This is a genomic window from Mesorhizobium sp. BR-1-1-10, assembly GCF_020165595.1.
GTDB lineage: Bacteria > Pseudomonadota > Alphaproteobacteria > Rhizobiales > Rhizobiaceae > Mesorhizobium > Mesorhizobium australicum.
Genome location: NZ_JAIUIL010000002.1, coordinates 304519 through 324504 on the forward strand (window position 1 = coordinate 304519; position 19986 = coordinate 324504).

Genomic DNA, 19986 nt, shown 5'->3' on the forward strand with positions numbered 1-19986 from the left:
AAAGAAGGAGCACGCCGGCCATGAACCCCGATCCAAACGGCAGCCGCCTCCTCGTGCTTGCCGGCGGCCTCGTCGGCGCGGCGGGGGTGGCGCTTTCGGCGGCCGCCGCCCACCGCGGCGGCGCCTTTACCGGCACCGCCGCGTCGTTCCTGCTGATGCATGCGCCGGTCTTCCTCGCCATCGGCCTTATCGGCGCGAACCGCTGGCTGCGCATCGCCAGCCTCGTTCTGCTCGCCGGGCTGCTCCTCTTCGCGGGCGATCTTCTCGCCCGCGATTTCTGGGGCTCAAGGCTGTTTCCGATGTCGGCGCCGATCGGCGGCACCCTGCTCATTGCAGGCTGGCTGGCGATAGCGATCTCGGCCGTGGCACGTCCACGACCCTGAAATGATTGCTTGAGGTCAATCCCGGCGGCGTTCCGGGCGGACCCAAAGGGCACGGCCGCCAACAGCAGGTTTCACCCGCCGTCGCGCTTCCGGTCGCTCGGTGGCCGGTGCGATGCCCCAGTAGTTGCGGTAGATATCTTCGAACAGATGCTTGATGGGATGCATGACTCATCCTCCTTGTCTTTGAATCGATCCAATCGTCGGGCGCGAAAAAGCCGGTTTGATCAGCTCCGCTTGCGCGCCACCAAGAAGCGAAGATCGCGAACCCATGGGCCCGTCTCACCACGATGCCTAGCCTTGTTGGTGGCTGACCCGATATTCCAGTCGTTGCGGTAGATGTCGGCGAACAGGTAGTTGACGGGATGCATGGCGCTCCTCCCTTTTTGGCTATTCAGCAGAACAAGCTGCCACTTGGATCGATTCAAATCTAGGATCGAAACCGGCGCAGGTCAAGCAAAATTTGAATCGATCCAACGAAAATACTAGATGCGGCGGAAGAACGTGCTACATGGATGTCAGGAGGCACGCACAAATGGCGTCACTCACCGCAGGCAATCGACGACCCGTACGGCTGGCCGACATCGCCAAGGCCGCCGGTGTTTCGCACGGCACCGCGTCCAACGTATTCAGCCGCCCCGAGATCGTGCGCGAGGAAGTCCGCGAACGGGTTCGCGCCGCGGCCGAGGCAATGGGTTATGGCGGCCCCGATCCAAAGGGCAGGCTGCTGCGGGCCGGCAAGGTCAACGCCATCGGCGTGGCCACCGCCGAGCCCCTCTCCTATTTCTTCGACGATCCGTTTGCGCGCGTCATGATGGCGGGCATCTCGCAAGCTTGCGATGCGACCGGAGCCGGCATTTCCCTGGTCTCGGCCGCCAACAACGAGCAGCTTGCCTGGAACATCCAGAGCGCTCTGGTCGACGGCTTCATCGTCTTTTGCATCGAAGGTGGCTCGCGCCTAGTGGAGTTGGCACGTGAGCGCAAGCTGCCCTTCGTCGCGCTCGACCTCGACTCCGAGGACGGCTCGGTCGCCGCGATCGGAGTCGACAACATCGCCGGCGCCGGCATGGCGGCCCGCCATCTCACGGATCTCGGCCATCGCCGCTTCGCCGTCATGGCCCTGCCCTTCGCCGACAACAGGACGGGCCTTGTTTCGGCCGAACAGGTTCGGGCGGCGACCTATGCCGGAACGCGCGACCGCCTCACCGGCTATCTCCGGGAGCTTTCGCGGGTTGGCGTCGACATAACCAAAGTGCCTGTCTACGAGACCGCCAACGACGTGGCGAGCACGAAGGCGGGGCTCGAGACCATCTTCGCCTCCGACACGCCGCCCACCGCCATTCTGGCCATGTCGGACAGAATAGCCCTGGTGGCGCTCGAATGGCTGAGCGCACGCGGGCTGAGCGTGCCTGACGACGTTTCCATCGTCGGCTTCGACGGTGTTCCGGAAGCAGCGGTGTCCGAGCCGCCATTGACCACGATCGCCCAGCCGATTGCCGAGATGGGCCGCCTTGCCGTCAGGGCGATCCTGGAGAGCGACGGGCCGGTCAGCCGGCATCAACTGCCGGTCGAACTGATCGTGCGAGCCTCGACGGCTTCGCCACGCGGCTGAACCGCACGGCCGAACCGCCTACCGATTGGCTCTTGCCATGGCAGTCCCCAAAGGCGCACGAACCGGCGCGGGAACCGTTTGGGCCGTGCGGGCCTTGCCCGAACCGCCGATGGTCGACAGCCATTCGAGATAGAAGGCGAGCGCGAACTGCATGGCGATGCCGGCCGATATCAGCAGGCTGTCATAGACGAGCCCGCCCGGATTGATCAGCTTCATCACCTGCGCGACCATGGCGATCACCGTGCCGGCGATGAAGACCGGCAGCGATCTTTTGCCCAGTATGGCCAGCGGATGGTCGGGGCTGGTGCGGAACAGGTTTGACACCGTCGGCAGGGCGACGACGAGGTAGCTGACCGCCAGGATGTGCAACAGCCGCGGCAACGACAGGAAGGTCTTGTCGAAGCCGCCGATCACCACCGGCAGGTTGAACCACGTTATCTGTCCCCAGAGCGGGCTATGCACCCACACCAGAGCCGCCAGCACATAGGTCGCGGCCGCGCCGACAAGCCAGCGGTTGACCGGAATGACACCGCCGCGCCTGACATGCAGCATGGCGGCAAGGCCGATGTTGAACAGGAGCTGCCAGGACAACGGGTTGAGGAACCAGAAACCGGGCTCGGGGTAATTGGGTGGAGCGATCTCCCAAATTCCGGCAACCAGCCATAGCGTGCCGGACACGACAAGCGCCGCGGCGGGCCTGGAGCTGACGAACAGGACGAACGCCGGCGCCATCAAAAGCAGCGCCGCATAGACCGGCAGGATATTGTTATAGCCGAGCTGATGGCCGAGCGTGACGATGCCGACCAGCACTTGCGGCGTGTTTTTCATCAAGGGCTCGATGTTGATGAGCGTCAGCAGTTCCGGCCGCTTGGCAAACACCGCCACGGCGCAGAACAGGGCCATCACCACCATCGTCGTGACGATGTGGGCGACGTAGAGCACGCCGGCCCGCCGCCACATTTTCAAGGTCGCCAGAAGCCGGCCACCCGGCCGGAACTTTGTGCCGTAGGCGAGTGCGACCGAAATGCCTGATATCAGCACGAACGCCTCGGCCGCGTCCGAAAACCCGAAATTCTTGTAGGTCAGGGTCTCGAAAGCCGTGCCCGGCACATGGTCGACGAAGATGGTGAGCAGTGCCAGCGCGCGCAGCACATCGATACGCGGGTCGCGTTCCAAGACACGCAAATCGCGATCTGGCGAAACAGGGGTAGTCATCGACAAAAGGCCTCAAAGCTGGTTGTTCATGTCCAGCAATGCGACCCCCGACGCACCGCTTCGATTCCTCCCACAGGGAGTGTATCGGCGCAGAAACGGGCCGCAATGAGCCTGGTTCAATCAACTTTCGCGGAGCATGAAAATATTGCGTTTTGAAGCCGGCAAATTGAGCGAAACCTCATATAATCAACAGGATGCGGTATGACTGGCGCCAGTGTCGAAAATGGCCCTCCGATGCTGGATCTAGCCTTTCCTTATCGCCTCCTCGGTGCCGGCAAAAGCGGCCGCGCGTGCCTGTTCCTGCTGCATGGATCGGGTGTCGACGAGACAAGCATGGTGCCGCTGGCGAGGCGCATCGCGCCCGACGCCCCCCTGATCGCGGTACGGGGCCGCATCCCGCAGGAGGACGGTTTTCGCTGGTTCGAGCGAATCACGCCGACGCGCTTCGGCCAGCAAAGCATCCGTGTCGAAACCGCCGCCTTCGCGGCATTCGCAAGCGAAGTCGCCGCGCGCCATGGGCTCGATCTCGCCCACGCGACATTCCTTGGCTATTCGAACGGCGCCAATCTGGTTTCGAGCCTGATGCTGCTCCATCCCGGCATTGTCCGGAGCGCGGCGCTGCTGAGGCCAATGCCGGTGCTCGACAAGGTGCCTTCAACGGACCTCATGGGCACACGGACGCTGATCATTGCCGGGGCGGCGGACGAGACCTACGGGCCTTTCGCGTTGGCGCTGGTGACGCTGCTCAGCCGGCACGGTAGCGAGATCGACGCCCGGATCGTTCCATCAGGCCACGAAATCGGCGACCCGGACGCCGCGATCGTCGAGCGATGGCTGGCCGGAGCGGCACAGGGAGGCTGACCGCCTTTGCGACCGCTCGCTGCCCAATCAGCGTTCGGCCACCATTCGAACTTCTGCCCCGGCGATCAGCAGGGCGAGCCCGCTTTCAAACAGCGCCTCGTGTCCGCCGGCACGGTAGTGCACCAAGGCTTCATGCAAAAGCGGATGATCATGCGCCGCCGCATCCAGCGCTTCGCCACGCCCCGGACCTGACGGATTTTCGGCTTGCTCCTCCATGACACAGCCGACCGTGTAGCGGCCGACCGTCATCAGCAATTCCATGGCTGGAACCGCCGCCATGCCCTCGCCCGCCAGGAATTCCAGCAGCCGCTCGAAGTGGCAACAGAATGGAGGGGAGTGTACGGCTCCCCCCGAACTTGCACCAGACTGGGCTACCCTCTTCCCATTCTGTTCCAGGCGTCGAGGCCGGCGATCTTGTAGGCCTCGGCCAGGGTTGGATAGTTGAAGGTGTTGTTGACGAAGAAGTCGACCGTGCCGCCGAGATTGATCACCGCTTGGCCGATATGAATGAGTTCGGTGGCGCCCTCACCGACAATGTGCGCGCCGAGCAGGCGCCGCGTCTCGATCGAGAACAACAGCTTCAGGAAGCCGGTGTCGACGCCCATGATGTGGCCGCGCGACGTCTCACGGAAGCGCGCGACGCCAACCTCATAGGCGCCGCCGCTTTGGCGCACCTGCTCCTCGGACTGGCCGACCGTCGATATCTCCGGCACCGCGTAGATGCCGTAGGGAAAGGTTTCCGGCGGCGCGGGCAGGGTCACGCCAAAGGCATGGCAGGCGGCCACCCTGCCCTGCTCCATGGAGGTCGAGGCGAGGCTTGGAAAGCCGATGACGTCGCCGGCCGCGTAGATGTTCGGCACGCTGGTCTGGAAAGTCTGGGGATCGACCTTGATGCGGCCCCTGGAGTCGGCTTCGATGCCGACCACGTCGAGGCCGAGGCTGCCGACATTGCCGGTGCGGCCGGCGGCGTAGAGCACGACCTCGGAGCGGATGGTGCGGCCATCGGCCAGTTCCACTTCGGCGGCATCCGGCTTGGAGCGGATTTCCTTGACCGCGCTGCCCAGTCTTATCGTCATGCCGCGGTCGCGCATCTGGTGGATGAAATCGTCGACGATCTCCCGGTCGACGAAATCGAGGATGGAGTTGCGCGGCTCGACCAGCGTCACCGGTACGTCGAGCGCGGAAAAGATCGTGGCGTATTCGACGCCGATGACGCCGGCGCCGATCACCGTCAGCGTGCGTGGCAGGCGGTCGAGTTCAAGCATTTCGTCGCTGTCGAAGACACGGGTCTTGTCGAAGGGCACGTCGGCCGGCCGATGCGGCCTGGTGCCCACGGCGATCAGTGCGTTGGCGAAACCGACTTCGCTGTAGTCGCCATTGTCCGATGTCAGGCTGACCTTGTTGGAGCCGAGAAATTTCACCGCCGCGCGCGCGCTTTTGACCGTGTTGCGCATGAACTGGTGTTGCAGCACCTCGACCTCGTGGTCGAGCGTCTTGTGCAGGCGCTCGATCAGGTCGCCGACCGAGATATCCTGCTTGACCCGATAGCCGCGTCCATAGAAGCCGCGCTCGCGCCAGCCCGAGAGATTGAGCACCGTTTCGCGCAGCGTTTTGGAAGGAATGGTGCCGGTGTGCACCGAGACGCCGCCAAGGCGCCGGCCCCGGTCGACCACCAGCACCGATTTGCCGAGTTTGGCCGATTGCACGGCGGCGCGGCGGCCGGAAGGGCCGCTGCCGATGACCAGCATGTCGTAGTCCATATTGCCCCGTCCCCTCGGCGTCTTGTTGCGCCGCAGCAAGCTAACGCCATCCGTGCTGCAAATTCAACCGCTTCGGACCCTCAGCCCATTCTGTCCCGCCTGGCGCCGCGGCGAAACGGTCCGATCTTGATTCCACCATGAGCCTTCACCATTTCTGGTGCGGTGGGGCGCAGGCTAAGCAGGCCCCTGTTACGAGGAAATGACATGAACGCTCGCGTTCTCGACGGCGAAATCATCAACACCCGGCTCGACGATGTCAGGGCTTTTGAAGGCGTGCGCACAAGGCGCATTCTGGCTTTCGTGCTCGACTATCTCATCGTTGGCCTGCTGAGCATTCCGGTCGCCATCCTGGTGTTCTTCCTCGGGCTCTTGACCCTCGGCCTGGGCTGGATGCTGTTCGGCGTCCTGGTGCCGGCAGTCGCCATCCTCTACATCTGGAACACGTTGGGCAGCGCCGACCAGGCCACCACGGGCATGAAGATGATGGGCATTCGCCTCGACCGTCTCGACGGCACCCGCATCGACGGGCTGACCGCGGTCGTCCATTCCGTATTGTTCTGGGCCGGCAACGTCATCCTGTCGCCGCTGGTCCTGCTGGTGACCCTGTTCTCGGACCGCAAGCGCACGCTGCACGATCTTTTGCTCGGCACTGTCGTCAGCCGCACCGGCCGCTGAAACCGCCCTGAAGCAAAGCCGCAGCCCCCTTGAGCGTAAATGTGAAGGTGTTGAGTTGCCCACACCTTCACAATCCTGTTGAATTTTTCGCCGCCGGAGCCAAAGGTAGAGCGATTCGAAGGAGTGTTTCCAAGGCTCGATGACGCAGCACCCGACCCAGTCGCCGCAGTTCTTCCTGACCGCGCCGTCGCCGTGCCCCTATCTCGACGGCCAGTTCGAGCGCAAGGTGTTCACGCATCTGGTCGGCGACAAGGCCTCGGAGATGAACGACCTGCTCACGCAAGGCGGCTTCCGGCGCTCGCAGAACATCGCCTACAGACCAGCCTGCGAGACCTGCCGCGCCTGTGTGTCGGTGCGTATCCTGGCACAGGAGTTCACCGCCAGCCGCAACATGAAGCGCGTGCTGCAGCACAATTCCGACCTCGTCGGCGCCATGCACAACGCCGAGCCCTCGACCGAACAATATTCACTGTTTCGCGGCTATCTCGATGCCCGCCACCGCCGCGGCGGCATGTCCGACATGACGGTGCTCGACTACGCCATGATGGTCGAGGATACCCATGTCGACACCAAGGTGATCGAATACCGGCGGCGCGGACCCGACACCTTCATCACCGGCAAAGGCCAGGGTGAACTCATAGCGGTGGCGCTCACCGACAAGATGGCCGACGGCTTGTCGATGGTTTATTCCTATTTCAATCCCGATTTCGAAAGCCGCTCGCTCGGCACGTTCATGATCCTCGACCATATCGCCCGTGCCAAGGCGATGGGGCTGCCCCATGTCTACCTTGGCTACTGGGTCAATGGTTCGCGCAAGATGAATTATAAGATGCGCTTCATGCCGCAGGAGCATCTCGGCCCAAAAGGCTGGGAGCGCTATACCAACGAAGCGGTCTGACGCTGAGTTTTCCCCCGATCCACGCTTAAACTGTTTCAAGGCAGGGGATGCTGGTCTTTCAGCCGCTCGGCTGGAGAGAGTGCGCGCTTGCGCCGACCGGCCGCCTGCAATTCAATTGCGAAAGTTCCTGCATGTCCTCTCACCATGATCACCAGAAGGGCCTTCTGATAACCGCCATCGGCGGACTGATACTGACCGTCGACATACCGTTGATCCGCCTTGCGGATGGCGGCGCGTGGACCATCCTTTTGCTGCGAACCGGAACCACCTTCATCGCCGCGATGATCATCTGGTCGGTCTGGCGCGCGCTGAGCCGGAATGTCCCGCCGCTTATCCCCGGCTGGTCCGGGCTGATCGTGGCGATATGCTATGGGCTGACCTCGATCACCTTCGTTACCGCGGTCTTCCACACCTCGACCGCCGACCTGGTGTTCATCCTGGCCTTCAACACCGTCTTCGCCGCACTCTTGTCCTGGATATTCCTACGGGAAAGGCCGGGAGCGGTGACGATCGCGGCCATGCTGGTCATGATCCTCGGCGTGCTGGTCATCGTCGGCGGTTCGGTTGGCAGCGGCAAGCTGTTCGGTGATTTCATGGCGCTGTGCTCGGCTTTCTTCATCGCGGTGGCCATCACCCTCTCGCGAGCCAGCGGCAAAGATATGGGATTCACCTCGCTGATCGGCGTACTTCTGCCGCTTGGGCTGGCGGCCTTCATGGTGAGCGGCGAAGGCTTTCACGTAAACGCGCCATGGTGGATCATCTTCAACGGCGCCGTCATCATGCCGATCTCGTTCTTCTGCCTCGCCGCCGGGCCGAAATACATTTCAGGACCGGAAGTGGCGATGTTCTACCTGCTCGAAACCGTGCTGGCGCCGATCTGGGTATGGATGATCTTTGCCGAGACGCCGACCCGCAACAGCCTGATCGGCGGCGGCATCCTGATCGTCACGCTCGTCGCCCATTCGCTCTGGCAGTTGCATGATGGGCGCAAGCGGCGCGGCGACCTCGCGGTGCACCATCCGGCGTAGAGGTCGAGATCAGGCGCTGGCTTTCTTGACCACGCTGGGCTCGGGCAGGACCTCGATTTGTGGACCGGCTTCGATCTCATTCGGCGGCACGATCTCGTCGGCCAGTTCCACCTCGCGCAGCCACTCGCGCCAGATCGCGACCAGCAGCGCCATCAGCACCGGGCCGATGAACAGGCCGAGGAAACCCATGGTCTTGACGCCGCCGATCAAACCGAAAAAGGTCGGCAGAAAGGGCAGTTTTATCGGGCCGCCGACGAGCTTGGGGCGCAACGTCTTGTCGACGATGAACAGCTCGACCGTGCCCCATATGAACAGCGCCAGGCCGGCCATCGGCGAGCCGCTGGCGGCGAGGTAGATCGAGACCAATGTGAAGGACAATGGCGCGCCGCCTGGGATGAGCGCCATCACGCCGGTCAGCGCGCCGAGCGTCACCGGCGACGGCACACCGGCCAGCCAGTAGGCGATGCCCAGCACCAGTCCCTCGCCGATGGCGATTACCGTCATGCCGGTCACGGTCGAGGAAATGGTCGCCGGCACGACGCGCGAGATCCGTTCCCAGCGGGTGGGCAGGATGCGCTCGCCGAGGCGGTCGATCTGGCCGGCGAAATTCTCGCCGTCGCGATAGGCGAAAAACAGGGCGATCATCATGAACAGCAGCGTCAGAAAGAGGCTGAAAGCGCTGCCGCCGGCGGCGAGCGCACCGCGGTAGATGCTGCCTATATTGGCGCCGCTGACCAGCTGGATCAGTTCGCCGATGCCGCCGGGATGGCCGAGATTGGTCGTCCACTGCTCGTTCAGCCATTCACCCACCACAGGCAGGGTGGCGATCCAGTGCGGCGTCACCGCACCGTGGCGGTTGGTCTCTATCGCCCAGCCGACCCATTCGCGCACCTCGTTGATGGCATAGGTGCCGGCAAGCGCGATCGGTATCACCAGGAAGGCCAGGATGAACAGGATGGCAAATGTGGCGGCGATGGTTCGGTTGCCGCCGACGCCGACCAGCAGCCGTCGGTAGAGCGGCCAGCTGGCGAAGGCGATAACGAGGGCGGCCAGCACCGGGAACAGGAAGCCATGGAAAAAATAGACGCCGGCGGCAACGATCAGCACCAGCAGCCAGCGCGCCGCCGAGAGCGGCGGTATGACGGCCGAACGAAGCGGTGTGGACAGCCCGAAGAGGCGCTGCTGCCGTTCCGGCTTCTGGATCTTTGCTTCCTTCAAACGCCCTGTTCTCCCCGGCCCATCCGGTCAGTTATGCACCGATATAGTGCAGCAATCGTGACGATACTCCAAATGGTGATGGCGCAGCTGCCAATCTCCCCGCTCGTGGGGAATCTCCTGCAGGACAGAGGGGGCGTGAACCTCTGATCTGATCTTAAGGACCGAGAATTGCGAGAGGTGTAGCCAGCCATTTGATGCGCTGGCGGGACAGCGCCTCCTCTGGCCAGCCGGCCATTTCCCCCACGAGGGAGGAGATCGGCAGCTTCTAGCCGAACTTCCCAGTCCTTGGGAATCCCTTAGGCACCATCCGTCCCGCCGACGCCCGGGCGCCGATCCATTCAGCCAATTCCTCGCGCGACCGGGTGAAGGTACGGTCGGCCGAATCCTGCCAGGAGAGACCGGTCTCCAGCGTGAACGGCTTGAGGTCGAGCAGGCCGCCGTCCTTGTATTTCTGCAGCCGCACACCCTTGCCGCGACCCATCTCCGGAATTTCCGAGAGCGCGAACACCAGCATCTTGCGGTTCTCGCCGACGATGGCCAGGTGATCGCCGGTGACCGGCACGCAGCGCTTGGCCTCGTCCGGCGCCTTGACGTTCATCACCTGCTTGCCCTTGCGGGTGTTGGCGACCACCTCTTCCTCGGGAACGATGAAGCCGTTGGCGTCGAAAGAGGCGAGCAGCAGCTTGCGCTTGGGATCGTGGACGAAGGCGGTGACGATGTCCTGGTCATTGTCCATGTCGACGATGATGCGGATCGGCTCGCCATGGCCGCGGCCGCCCGGCAGCCGGTCGGCGCCGATCGTATAGAACTTGCCGCCGGTCGTGAAGACCAGAACCTTGTCCGTCGTCTGGGCATGGAAGGCGAGCTTGAGGCTGTCGCCCTCCTTGAAGGTCAGCGTCGAAAAATCGGCCAGATGGCCCTTCATCGCCCGCAGCCAGCCTTTTTCCGAAACCACCACGGTGACCGGCTCGCGCTCGATCATGGCGTGCGCGATATCGGTCAGGTCGTGCTCGGGCGCGTCGGCGAACTGCGTGCGGCGCTTGCCGAGCTCGGTCTCCGGACCGAACTTGTCGCGAACCTGAGTGACTTCCCACTTGATGGTCGACCATTGCTTGGCATCGGACGCCAGCAGTGCCTCGATCTGCTTCTTCTCCGCGGTCAGGCCGTCGAATTCCTTGCGGATCTCGAATTCTTCCAGCTTGCGCAAGGCGCGCAGCCGCATGTTGAGGATCGCTTCGGCCTGGGTGTCGGTGAGCGACCAGCGGGCCATCATGACCTGCTTGGGCTCATCCTCCTCGCGGATGATCCTGATCACCTCGTCGATGTTGAGATAGGCGATCAGGTAGCCGGCAAGGATTTCCAGCCGCCTCTCGATCTCGCCGAGGCGAAATTTCGAGCGACGGATGAGGACGTCGCGGCGGTGGTCCAGCCATTCCTGCAGCACGCCCTTCAGCGACAGCACGTTGGGCACCTTGCCGCGCGACAGCACATTCATGTTGAGCGGGAAACGGCTTTCGAGCTCGGTCAGCTTGAACAGCGATTCCATCAGGATGCCTGGGTCGACCGAACGGCTCTTCGGCACCAGCACGACGCGGATGTCCTCGGCGCTTTCGTCCCTGATATCCTCGAGCAGCGGCAGCTTGCGGGCCATCAACAGCTCGGCGATCTTCTCGATCAGCCGCGCCTTCTGCACCCCATAGGGGATTTCGGTGACGACAATGCTCCAGGTGCCCCTGCCCTGGTCTTCCTGGTTCCATTTCGACCGCACGCGAAACCCGCCGCGGCCGGTCTCATAGGCTTCGAGGATCGAGGCACGGCTGTCGACGATGATGCCGCCGGTCGGAAAATCCGGGCCCTGGACGAAATCCATCAGCTTCGCCACCGGCGCATCGCGATGCTCGATCAGATGCAGCGCCGCGTCGCAGAGCTCTGCGGCATTGTGCGGCGGGATCGAGGTCGCCATGCCAACCGCGATGCCGGACGAGCCGTTGGCCAAGAGATTGGGGAAGGCACCGGGGAGCACGACCGGCTCCTCGTCTTCTTCATTGTAGGTCGGCCGATAGTCGACCGCGTCCTCGGTGATGCCGGCAAGCAGATCGGTGGCCACGTCGGTCATACGCGCTTCGGTGTAGCGCATGGCGGCGGCGTTATCGCCGTCGATGTTGCCGAAATTGCCCTGGCCGTCGACCAGGGGGTAGCGCATCGAAAAATCCTGCGCCAGCCGCACCAGCGCATCATAGATCGACTGGTCGCCATGCGGGTGGAACTTGCCCATCACCTCGCCGACGATACGAGCGCATTTGGCGAACCCCTGGTCGGGGTTGAGGCGCAACAGGCGCATGGCGTGCATGATGCGGCGATGGACCGGCTTCAGTCCGTCGCGCACATCCGGGAGCGCCCGGTGCATGATGGTCGACAAAGCATAGGCGAGATAGCGCTCTTCCAGCGCCTTCTTCAGGTCGACCGGTTCGATATGATCGCCGCCGCCATTGTCAGGCGGCAAAAGCCTTTTTCCCATGGGCTGCACCTAGCCGAGCGGGTGATTCGCGGCAAGAGGCGCGCACCGGGCCAGTCGATTTGCGCGCAATTCTGCAACAGAAAACCGCAAGGTCGAGCTTGCCGGCCAACATCAATCTGTTACATGCCGCATCTATTGCGAAGCACGCTGGCGGCTCGACCTTCATGCCAAATTCACTGCATTCTCCAATAGCGGTCGGATCGGGTTTGCCTTTCAGCGCGATTTTCGACCATTGTGCCGGGACACGCCTTTTTCCCGTCCAGTTCGTCACGGAATGGTGATGGCGCAACGAATTGAAAAATAATTTCAGGACACTCTCAGGGACCTTGCGATGACAATCAACCGCTCAACTCTCCGGAAATTCGCACTTTCGACCTTCTTGCTCACGCTGCCGCTGAATGCGGCCCTTGCCCAGGACGCGGCGGTCGCGGACCGGCTGAAGGCAGCACTCTCCGCACAGGGCGTCGACATCTCCTGGACCGGCGTGACCGGCGACAACACCAGCATGGTGCTGCAGGGCGTGTCCGTGAAACCGGCCGCGGAAAAGGAAGCGCTGACGATCGGCGACGTCAAGCTCGAGAACATCACCGAAGCCAATGGCGGCTATGATATCGGCACCGTGTCGACCTCGGCCTTCGAACACAGCAAGGACGGCGTCACCCTGGATCTCAGCCCCTTCGTCATCCACGACATGACGGTGCCGGCCGACGGCTCCACCAGCCCGCTTGGCTCGCTGATGATGTACAAATCCGCTGAACTCTCGAACATGACGGTCAAGGTCGCCGACAAGACCGCTTTTTCGATGGACGGGCTTGCCATCCAGATCACGCCGCCCGCCGACGGCAAGGCGATGGAATTCACCGCCAACACGGAGAAATTCACGGCCGATCTCTCGCTGGTCGAGGACCCCAAGTCCAAGGACGTCATCAACGCGCTCGGCTACCAGAACATTTCGGGCAATCTTGAAATGGCCGGCACCTGGCAGCCGTCGGACGGCAAGATGGAGCTGTCGAAATACGACATATCCGTCGAGAATGCCGGCACGCTCGGCATGACCTTCGACCTCGGCGGCTACACGATCGACTTCATCAAGTCGCTGCAGGAAATGCAGAAGAAGATGGCCGCACAGCCGGAAGGCGCCGACAATTCGGCGCAAGGCATGGCCATGCTCGGCCTGTTGCAGCAGCTTTCGTTCAACAGCGCATCGATCCGCTTCGACGACGATTCGCTGACCGGCAAGGTGCTGGACTATGTCGGCAAGCAGCAGGGCATGTCGGCCAAGGACATCGCCAACCAAGCCAAGGCAATCGTGCCGTTCGGCATGGCGCAGCTCAACAATCCCGAGCTGACGGCCCAGGTTACGGCGGCTGTCAGCAAATATCTCGACGATCCGAAGAGCCTCGAAATCTCGGCCGAGCCGCCGGCATCGGTGCCGTTCGCGCTGATCATGGCGGGCGCCATGTCCAACCCGCTCGACCTGCCGAAGACGCTCGGCGTGACCGTCAAGGCGAACGAGGACTGATCGAATTAGCTGCCTTCTCCCCGTCACTATACGGGGAGAAGGTGCCGGCAGGCGGATGAGGGGCAGCGCCGACGCTTGCGAATATGAATTCCAGTCTGAAACGATTGCCTGTCAGAAGGCCTCGGCTGCTACGATCGCTCGCAAATCGCCAGCATCCGCGCTGCCCCTCATTGTCCTGCCGGACATTTCTCCCCGTATAGTGACGGGGAGAAAGGGCAGTTGCACCCGTCAGTCCTTCTTCACCGGCGCTACGCGCAGCGCCAAATCGCGAAGCTGCTGCGGAGAGGCTTCCGACGGCGCGTTCATCAACAGGTCGTAAGCCTGCTGGTTCATCGGGAACATGGTGATTTCGCGCAGGTTCTTCGCGCCGACCAGCAGCATGACGACGCGGTCGACGCCGGCGGCCATGCCGCCATGCGGCGGCGCGCCATACTGGAAGGCACGGTAGAGGCCGCCAAAGCGCTCCTCGACCGTGGCGCGGTCGAGCCCGACCGTCTCGAACGCCTTGATCATGGTTTCGGGCAGATGGTTGCGGATACCGCCACTGGCGATCTCGAAACCGTTGCAGACCATGTCGTACTGGAAGGCCTTGATGCCGAGCAGATCCTCGCCGTTCAGCGCATCGATGCCACCCTGCGGCATCGAGAACGGGTTGTGGGCGAAGTCGATCTTCTTCTCCTCCTCGTTCCATTCGAAGAACGGGAAGTCCACGATCCAGCACAGTTCGAAGCGTTCGCGGTCGACGAGGTTCAGCTCCTCGCCGGCACGGGTGCGCGCCGCGCCGGCGAACGACACGAACTTCTTCGGATCACCGGCGACAAAGAAAGCGGCGTCGCCGTCGGCAAGACCGAGTTGCAAGCGGATCGCCTCGGTACGTTCCTCGCCGATGTTCTTGGCGAGCGGGCCGGCGCCTTCGAGCTTGTCGCCTTCCTTGCGCCAGAAGATGTAGCCCAGCCCCGGCTGGCCCTCGCCTTGCGCCCAGCTATTCATGCGGTCGCAAAAGGCGCGGCTGCCGCCGGTCTTTGCCGGAATGCCCCACACCTCGGCCTTCGGATCGTTGGCCAGGATGTTGGCGAACACCTTGAAGCCGGAATCGCGAAAATGGTCGGAGACGGCTTGCATCTCGATCGGGTTGCGCAAGTCCGGCTTGTCGGAGCCGTATTTGCGCATGGCGACATCGTAGGGGATGCGCTGGAATTTCTGCGTCACCGGCTTGCCGTTGGCGAAGGTCTCGAAGACGCCGCGCATCACCGGTTCCATGGTCGACAGCACGTCGTCCTGCTCGACGAAGCTCATTTCGAGGTCGAGCTGGTAGAATTCGCCGGGTAGGCGGTCGGCGCGCGGGTCCTCGTCACGGAAGCAGGGCGCGATCTGGAAATAGCGGTCGAAGCCCGACACCATGATCAGCTGCTTATATTGCTGCGGCGCCTGCGGCAGCGCGTAGAAGGTGCCGGGATGGATGCGCGACGGCACCAGGAAGTCGCGCGCGCCTTCCGGCGACGAGGCGGTCAGGATCGGCGTCGAGAATTCGGTGAAGCCGACCTCGCCCATGCGCTTGCGCATCTCGGCGATGATCTTCGTGCGCGCCACGATGTTCTTGTGCAGTGTCTCGCGGCGCAGGTCGAGGAAGCGGTATTTCAGCCTGATGTCCTCGGGATAATCGGGCTCGCCGAACACCGGCAGCGGCAATTCCTTGGCCGCCGACAACACCTCGATCTCGCGGGCGAAAATCTCGATCTCGCCGGTCGGCAAATTGGCGTTGACCGTCTCGGGCAAACGCGCCTTGACCTCGCCATCGACGCGGATCACCCACTCGCCGCGCAAGGTCTCGGCGACCTTGAAGGCGGGCGAATCGGGATCGGCGACGATCTGGGTCAGGCCGTAGTGGTCGCGCAGGTCGATGAACAGCAGGCCGCCATGGTCGCGCACGCGATGCACCCAACCCGACAGGCGAACGGAATTGCCGACGTCGCTCTTTCGCAACTGGGCACAGGTATGGCTGCGGTAACGGTGCATGGTCATGGATAAAAGTCCGGGATTGTGAGTTGCGGGCCAAAGCATCGCAGCCCGGCCCAAAATTTGCGCGAAAAGCGCATGAGAGGCATGGTTTGTCAAGGCAAAGGGACGGAGGGGGCGATCTCTCAGCTTGGAACTTCGGCTTTCAATTTATGGCCGTTCATGTGGCGGAACGGTAAACCGCCTCTCACGTTAGCGCATGATGGACTGAGAGGAGGCAAACATGTTTTCCTGGAAGGGCACTTGGCGCAATCAATACGGTTCGGTTGTAATTATCGAGGACGATAGTGAGGGTTTGATCCGCGGTGTCTTCAAGACAGCGTTGCCCGACAGCAGCTTTTCCGGGATGGAAGTGCCTCTTCACGGGGCCGCTCATGGAGATGTGATCGGCTTTACTTCCGCGGCGTTAGGAAAGACGGGGCCGGCGGCGGTCAGCTATACCGGCATTTTTCGAGACGGCAAGATCGAGATGTTATGGCACACAGTGGCTGGCCTGGCTCTTTCAGCCGATGCCGAGGGTGAGCCCGCAAAGCTGACCACGGTTGGAACATGGCGCGCCTTCGGGACCAGCCTAGACACTTTTGAGCGCGTCGATTGATACTCTGACCGATTAACCGGCGCTGCCGGTCGCCATCGACATCTGTTTCATCCGCCGAGCTGAATTCGGGCCGAGGCCTTGCTGCCTTTTCATTGGCAAATGCCGCTGGCATCGACGGAGACGATGGTCCAAAAAGGATCAACGATGAGCGGCTGTATTCCTTATGTCCTCCATCCGTCCCCTGATCCCGCTTCTTCTCGCCGCAGGCATCCTCCTCGGCGGCAATGGGCTGCAGAGCACGCTGATCGCGCTGCGTGGCGCGCAGGAAGGGTTTTCGGCTTCCGACATCGGCCTGATGGGCACCTTCTATTTCGCCGGCTTCCTGCTCGGCTGCCTGGCCATCACCCGCATCATGAAGGCTGTGGGCCATATCAGGGCGTTTTCGGCGCTGGCGGCGATCGCCTCCGTCGGCACCTTGCTGCTCGTGCTGGTTGTCGATCCGGTGATGTGGTGCGCGGTGCGCTTTGCCGGCGGCTTCTGTTTCGCCGGATTGTTCACCATCGTCGAAAGCTGGCTGAATTCCGGCGTCACTAACCGCGACCGCGCCCGCGTGCTGGCGATCTACCGGATGGTCGATACCGGATCGGTGACATCAGCCCAGTTCCTGATTCCCGTCTTCGGCGCCGGTGGCTTCACCATCTTCGCAATCATGTCGATCATGATCACGCTGTCGTTGGTGCCGGTCTCGCTCGGCGACCGCTCCAACCCGACGCCGCCGGAAGAGGTCAAGCTCGATCTGGCCCGCGTCTGGCGGATTTCGCCTCTGGGCTGCTTTGGCTGCATCGCCGTCGGCGTCACCAACAGTGCCTTTCGCACCTTGTCGCCGGTCTATGCGGAGCAGATCGGCATGTCGGTCGGCGATGTCGTCACCTTCGTCAGCGTCGGCATTTTCGGCGGCGCCATCATCCAGTATCCGCTCGGTTACCTCTCGGACCGCTGGGATCGGCGCCGGGTGCTGCTGATGACGACCTGCTGCGCGATGCTTTCGGCTCTGGCGCTGGTGTTCATCGCCGGCAGCAACCCGCTGCTCAACTTCATCATCATCTTTATCTTCGGCTGTTTCGCCATGCCGCTGTATTCGCTGTCGGCGGCACATTCCAACGACCGCGCGGATGCCGGCGAGTTCGTGCTGATCAACGCCGCCCTGATGCTGTTCTATTCCTTCGGCGCAATTGGCGGCCCTTTCGCGGCCTCGACCGCGATGCAGTATTTCGGGCCAAGCGCGCTGTTCGTCTTCAGCGCCGTGGTCTACGCGATCTTCATCGCCGTCATCCTCTACCGCATGCAGGCACGCTCTGGAGTACCGGCAGGCAAGCGCAGCCGCTTCACGGCGCTGTTGCGCACGTCGACCATTTTCGCACGGCTGGCGAGGAGAAATAGCGATCCAGACAGTCCGGAAGGACCGTGACGGTGGCGCCACAGCTTGACGAAAGCCTTCCCGGCTGAAATCTAGGAAGACCCTACTCCTGCCAAAAGCGATTTGATGCACGTCATCACCACCCAGAAAGAACTCGAGACCGTTCTCGCCGCTTTCGAAAAGTCGGATTTCGTCACCGTCGACACCGAATTCATCCGCGAAACGACCTTCTGGCCAATCCTGTGCCTGATCCAGATGGCCGCGCCCGGCGTGACCGCGCTGATCGATCCGCTGTCACCTGACATCGACCTGGCTCCCTTCTTCAGGCTGATGGCCAACGAGGCGGTGGTCAAAGTCTTCCATGCGGCGCGCCAGGACATCGAAATCATCGTCCATCTCGGCGACCTCGTTCCGCACCCCGTGTTCGATACCCAGGTGGCGGCGATGGTCTGCGGCTTCGGCGACAGCGTTTCCTACGATCAGCTGGTACAGCGCATCACCGGGGCGCGGCTCGACAAGTCGTCGCGCTTCACCGACTGGCGCCATCGGCCGCTGTCCGACAAGCAGCTCGACTACGCGCTGGCAGACGTCACCCATCTGATCGAGGTCTATCAGCACCTCAACGCCGAGCTGGCGCGGGAAAACCGCGCTCACTGGTTGAATGAGGAGATGGATGTCCTGACCTCGCGCGAGACCTACGATCCGCACCCCGAGGATGCCTGGAAGCGGCTGAAGATGCGGCTTCGCAAGCCCCAGGAGCTGGCGATCGTGCAGGCCGTGGCGGCATGGCGTGAACGCGAGGCGCGCGAACGCGACGTGCCGCGCGGCCGTGTGCTCAAGGACGACGCGATCTATGAGATCGCGCAGCAAGGACCGCGCGATGCGCCAGCCCTTGCCAAGCTGCGCACCACGCCAAAAGGCTGGGAACGCTCCTCGACAGCGACGGCATTGCTCGGCGCGGTCAACACCGCGCTCGCCCTGCCCAAGGAGCAGATGCCGAAACTGCCGAAAAACTTCCAGCCGCCCGAGGGCTCGAATGCGGCCGCGGAACTGTTGAAGGTGCTGCTCAGGATCGTCGCCGAAAAACAGGGCGTCGCCTCGAAGGTGCTGGCCTCCAGCGATGACATCGATCGCATCGCCGCCGAGGGCGAGGATGCCGATGTGCCCGCGCTGCAAGGATGGCGGCGCGCCGTGTTCGGCGAACACGCGCTGAAGCTGGTACGCGGCGAGATCGGCATCAAGTTCGACAATCGCAAGATCGCGGTGTTCGATCTATAGGCGCCGGCCTTTCCCCCTTCCCTTTTGGAGAAGGTGATTGGCGCAACTCATACGATCGCGAGCAAGTGCAGGCCCAGCCAGATCCAGCCCAGCGCCAGCACCACCGCGCCCAGCACGAAGGAGCGGTTGCGCACCAGCAGCTTGTTGCTGGTCAGGTGAAACCAGGCGTGAAAATAGCGCGACGCGACAAAAATCCACATCAGTGCGAGGGTGATGTAATTGACGCCGTTGGTCATGTGCAGTGTCAGGCACAGGACGTAGAAAAGCACCGGCAGTTCGAATTGGTTGATCAAATTGTTCGCGACGGTGGCAGTAGAGGCCGGCTCGGTCGAACGAACCTTGTACTGGCCGACCTTGGCTTCACCCGACTTGACAGCAACATAGCGGCGCCGGCCCATGACGATATAGACGATGTAGATCAGCAGCACATGAGCCAGCACAGGCCAGAAGATCGTGGTCTGGTTCATGAAGCCGCCCCTGCCCTGCTCCGCTTCAACTCCGACGTCTTTGGCCTGCCAGCCAGAAAGCGGCAATGACGATGACCGGGACGGCGAGAAGCGCGAATTTGGTGACGATCAGCGCCGAGGCAAAGGACAGCGAGTCCGGATTGGCGTAGAGGAAATCGGACAGAAGGCGCGCCACGGCGATGTTCTGGGCGTAGTCGGCGAGCGTATAGGGCAGCACCAGGACCAGGGCGAAGACCGCCTGCATCTGCGCCGGCAGCACGCGGAAATTCTTCAGGCGCCGGCCAGTTGCCAGGATCAGGCTGACCAGCGTCAGCGACAACAGCGCCGGAAACAGAAGATCGAAGGTCAGGTAGTGCCAGACTAGGATGATCTCGCTGCCGCGCCGGCCAAGCGCCGTAAGCCAGGCCATGCCTTCGTCGGGCGTGAATCCGAAATAACGCATGTCGAGCGAAGCCAGGCCCCCGCTCAGTCGACGGAAATAGAAGAACTCCATCCCCGTCATGGCGACAAAAACCGCCACCGAGAGGAAGCAGAGCGCCCCCACATGGCGCGACAAGCGCAGCACCATGGCGGTCAAGCTCGC

General features: G+C 62.7%; 20 protein-coding genes. 10 read left to right on the forward strand and 10 right to left on the reverse strand.

Translation table 11 applies throughout. The features are described from left to right. Window positions 1-20: 20 nt before the first annotated feature. Entirely contained in the window at window positions 21-383 is a 363-nt protein-coding gene (locus LB555_RS04480) for a DUF423 domain-containing protein (RefSeq protein WP_015318267.1), read from the forward strand. A 15-nt stretch (window positions 384-398) separates the two neighbouring features. On the opposite strand, the gene LB555_RS04485 is transcribed toward LB555_RS04480, so the two are convergent. Together LB555_RS04485 and LB555_RS04490 are read right to left on the reverse strand one after the other, a co-directional pair. After that, window positions 399-548, reverse strand: coding sequence for a hypothetical protein (locus LB555_RS04485; RefSeq protein WP_015318268.1), 150 nt, complete (start codon window positions 546-548; stop codon window positions 399-401). A gap of 59 nt (window positions 549-607) precedes the next feature. Next, window positions 608-751 (reverse strand): hypothetical protein, encoded by a 144-nt coding sequence (locus tag LB555_RS04490; RefSeq protein WP_015318269.1) that lies wholly within the window; start codon window positions 749-751, stop codon window positions 608-610. A 164-nt stretch (window positions 752-915) separates the two neighbouring features. Between LB555_RS04490 and LB555_RS04495 the strand changes: the two genes are divergently transcribed. After that, on the forward strand, window positions 916-1992 hold the full coding sequence (locus LB555_RS04495) for a substrate-binding domain-containing protein (protein ID WP_015318270.1): 1077 nt from the start codon (window positions 916-918) through the stop codon (window positions 1990-1992). Between the two features lie 18 nt (window positions 1993-2010). Here the strand turns inward: LB555_RS04495 and LB555_RS04500 are convergent, their stop codons facing one another. After that, entirely contained in the window at window positions 2011-3207 is a 1197-nt protein-coding gene (locus LB555_RS04500; protein WP_224682350.1) for an OpgC family protein, read from the reverse strand. 201 nt (window positions 3208-3408) lie between these two features. On the opposite strand from LB555_RS04500, the gene LB555_RS04505 reads away from it, so the two are divergent. Further along, the gene (locus LB555_RS04505) at window positions 3409-4068 is read left to right on the forward strand and encodes an alpha/beta hydrolase (RefSeq protein ID WP_140718253.1); all 660 of its coding nucleotides are present in this window, start codon (window positions 3409-3411) and stop codon (window positions 4066-4068) included. Window positions 4069-4095: 27 nt separating this feature from the next. On the opposite strand, the gene LB555_RS04510 is transcribed toward LB555_RS04505, so the two are convergent. Then, window positions 4096-4464 (reverse strand): TetR/AcrR family transcriptional regulator C-terminal domain-containing protein, encoded by a 369-nt coding sequence (locus tag LB555_RS04510; protein ID WP_140718255.1) that lies wholly within the window; start codon window positions 4462-4464, stop codon window positions 4096-4098. Then, window positions 4440-5828 carry a Si-specific NAD(P)(+) transhydrogenase gene (sthA, locus tag LB555_RS04515; protein ID WP_015318273.1) on the reverse strand — a complete coding sequence of 463 codons (1389 nt, stop codon included), beginning with the start codon at window positions 5826-5828 and terminating at the stop codon, window positions 4440-4442. Before sthA ends, LB555_RS04510 begins: the two co-directional genes overlap by 25 nt. Before the next feature lie 204 nt (window positions 5829-6032). Here sthA and LB555_RS04520 point away from each other — a divergent pair, with 204 nt between their 5' ends. From LB555_RS04520 to LB555_RS04530, 3 genes are all read left to right on the forward strand, one after another. Next, window positions 6033-6503: an RDD family protein gene (locus tag LB555_RS04520; protein WP_015318274.1), complete on the forward strand. Its 471-nt coding sequence runs from the start codon at window positions 6033-6035 to the stop codon at window positions 6501-6503. Window positions 6504-6642: 139 nt separating this feature from the next. Continuing rightward, complete coding sequence (locus LB555_RS04525; RefSeq protein ID WP_015318275.1) at window positions 6643-7401, forward strand: arginyltransferase; 759 nt, start codon at window positions 6643-6645, stop codon at window positions 7399-7401. 131 nt (window positions 7402-7532) lie between these two features. After that, window positions 7533-8429 carry a DMT family transporter gene (locus LB555_RS04530; RefSeq protein ID WP_041163860.1) on the forward strand — a complete coding sequence of 299 codons (897 nt, stop codon included), beginning with the start codon at window positions 7533-7535 and terminating at the stop codon, window positions 8427-8429. Window positions 8430-8438: 9 nt separating this feature from the next. Here LB555_RS04530 and LB555_RS04535 read toward each other — a convergent pair whose 3' ends face one another. After that, entirely contained in the window at window positions 8439-9647 is a 1209-nt protein-coding gene (locus LB555_RS04535) for an AI-2E family transporter (protein ID WP_023773297.1), read from the reverse strand. 265 nt (window positions 9648-9912) lie between these two features. Next, window positions 9913-12165: a DNA topoisomerase IV subunit A gene (parC, locus tag LB555_RS04540; protein WP_015318278.1), complete on the reverse strand. Its 2253-nt coding sequence runs from the start codon at window positions 12163-12165 to the stop codon at window positions 9913-9915. A gap of 331 nt (window positions 12166-12496) precedes the next feature. Here parC and LB555_RS04545 point away from each other — a divergent pair, with 331 nt between their 5' ends. Beyond that, window positions 12497-13687: a hypothetical protein gene (locus LB555_RS04545; protein WP_015318279.1), complete on the forward strand. Its 1191-nt coding sequence runs from the start codon at window positions 12497-12499 to the stop codon at window positions 13685-13687. Window positions 13688-13915: 228 nt separating this feature from the next. Here the strand turns inward: LB555_RS04545 and aspS are convergent, their stop codons facing one another. Continuing rightward, a complete protein-coding gene (gene aspS / locus LB555_RS04550; protein WP_224682439.1) occupies window positions 13916-15703 on the reverse strand; it encodes an aspartate--tRNA ligase in 1788 nt (595 codons plus the stop codon). Between the two features lie 223 nt (window positions 15704-15926). On the opposite strand from aspS, the gene LB555_RS04555 reads away from it, so the two are divergent. From LB555_RS04555 to rnd, 3 genes are all read left to right on the forward strand, one after another. Then, window positions 15927-16301 carry an avidin/streptavidin family protein gene (locus LB555_RS04555; protein WP_140718263.1) on the forward strand — a complete coding sequence of 125 codons (375 nt, stop codon included), beginning with the start codon at window positions 15927-15929 and terminating at the stop codon, window positions 16299-16301. 163 nt (window positions 16302-16464) lie between these two features. Then, window positions 16465-17709: an MFS transporter gene (locus tag LB555_RS04560; RefSeq protein ID WP_140718265.1), complete on the forward strand. Its 1245-nt coding sequence runs from the start codon at window positions 16465-16467 to the stop codon at window positions 17707-17709. Window positions 17710-17784: 75 nt separating this feature from the next. Next, window positions 17785-18936, forward strand: a complete 1152-nt coding sequence (rnd, locus tag LB555_RS04565; protein WP_015318283.1) for a ribonuclease D — start codon at window positions 17785-17787, stop codon at window positions 18934-18936. A gap of 47 nt (window positions 18937-18983) precedes the next feature. On the opposite strand, the gene LB555_RS04570 is transcribed toward rnd, so the two are convergent. Together LB555_RS04570 and LB555_RS04575 are read right to left on the reverse strand one after the other, a co-directional pair. After that, on the reverse strand, window positions 18984-19403 hold the full coding sequence (locus LB555_RS04570; RefSeq protein WP_224682351.1) for an MAPEG family protein: 420 nt from the start codon (window positions 19401-19403) through the stop codon (window positions 18984-18986). Window positions 19404-19428: 25 nt separating this feature from the next. Then, a complete protein-coding gene (locus LB555_RS04575) occupies window positions 19429-19971 on the reverse strand; it encodes a hypothetical protein (protein WP_224682352.1) in 543 nt (180 codons plus the stop codon). Window positions 19972-19986: the final 15 nt, after the last annotated feature.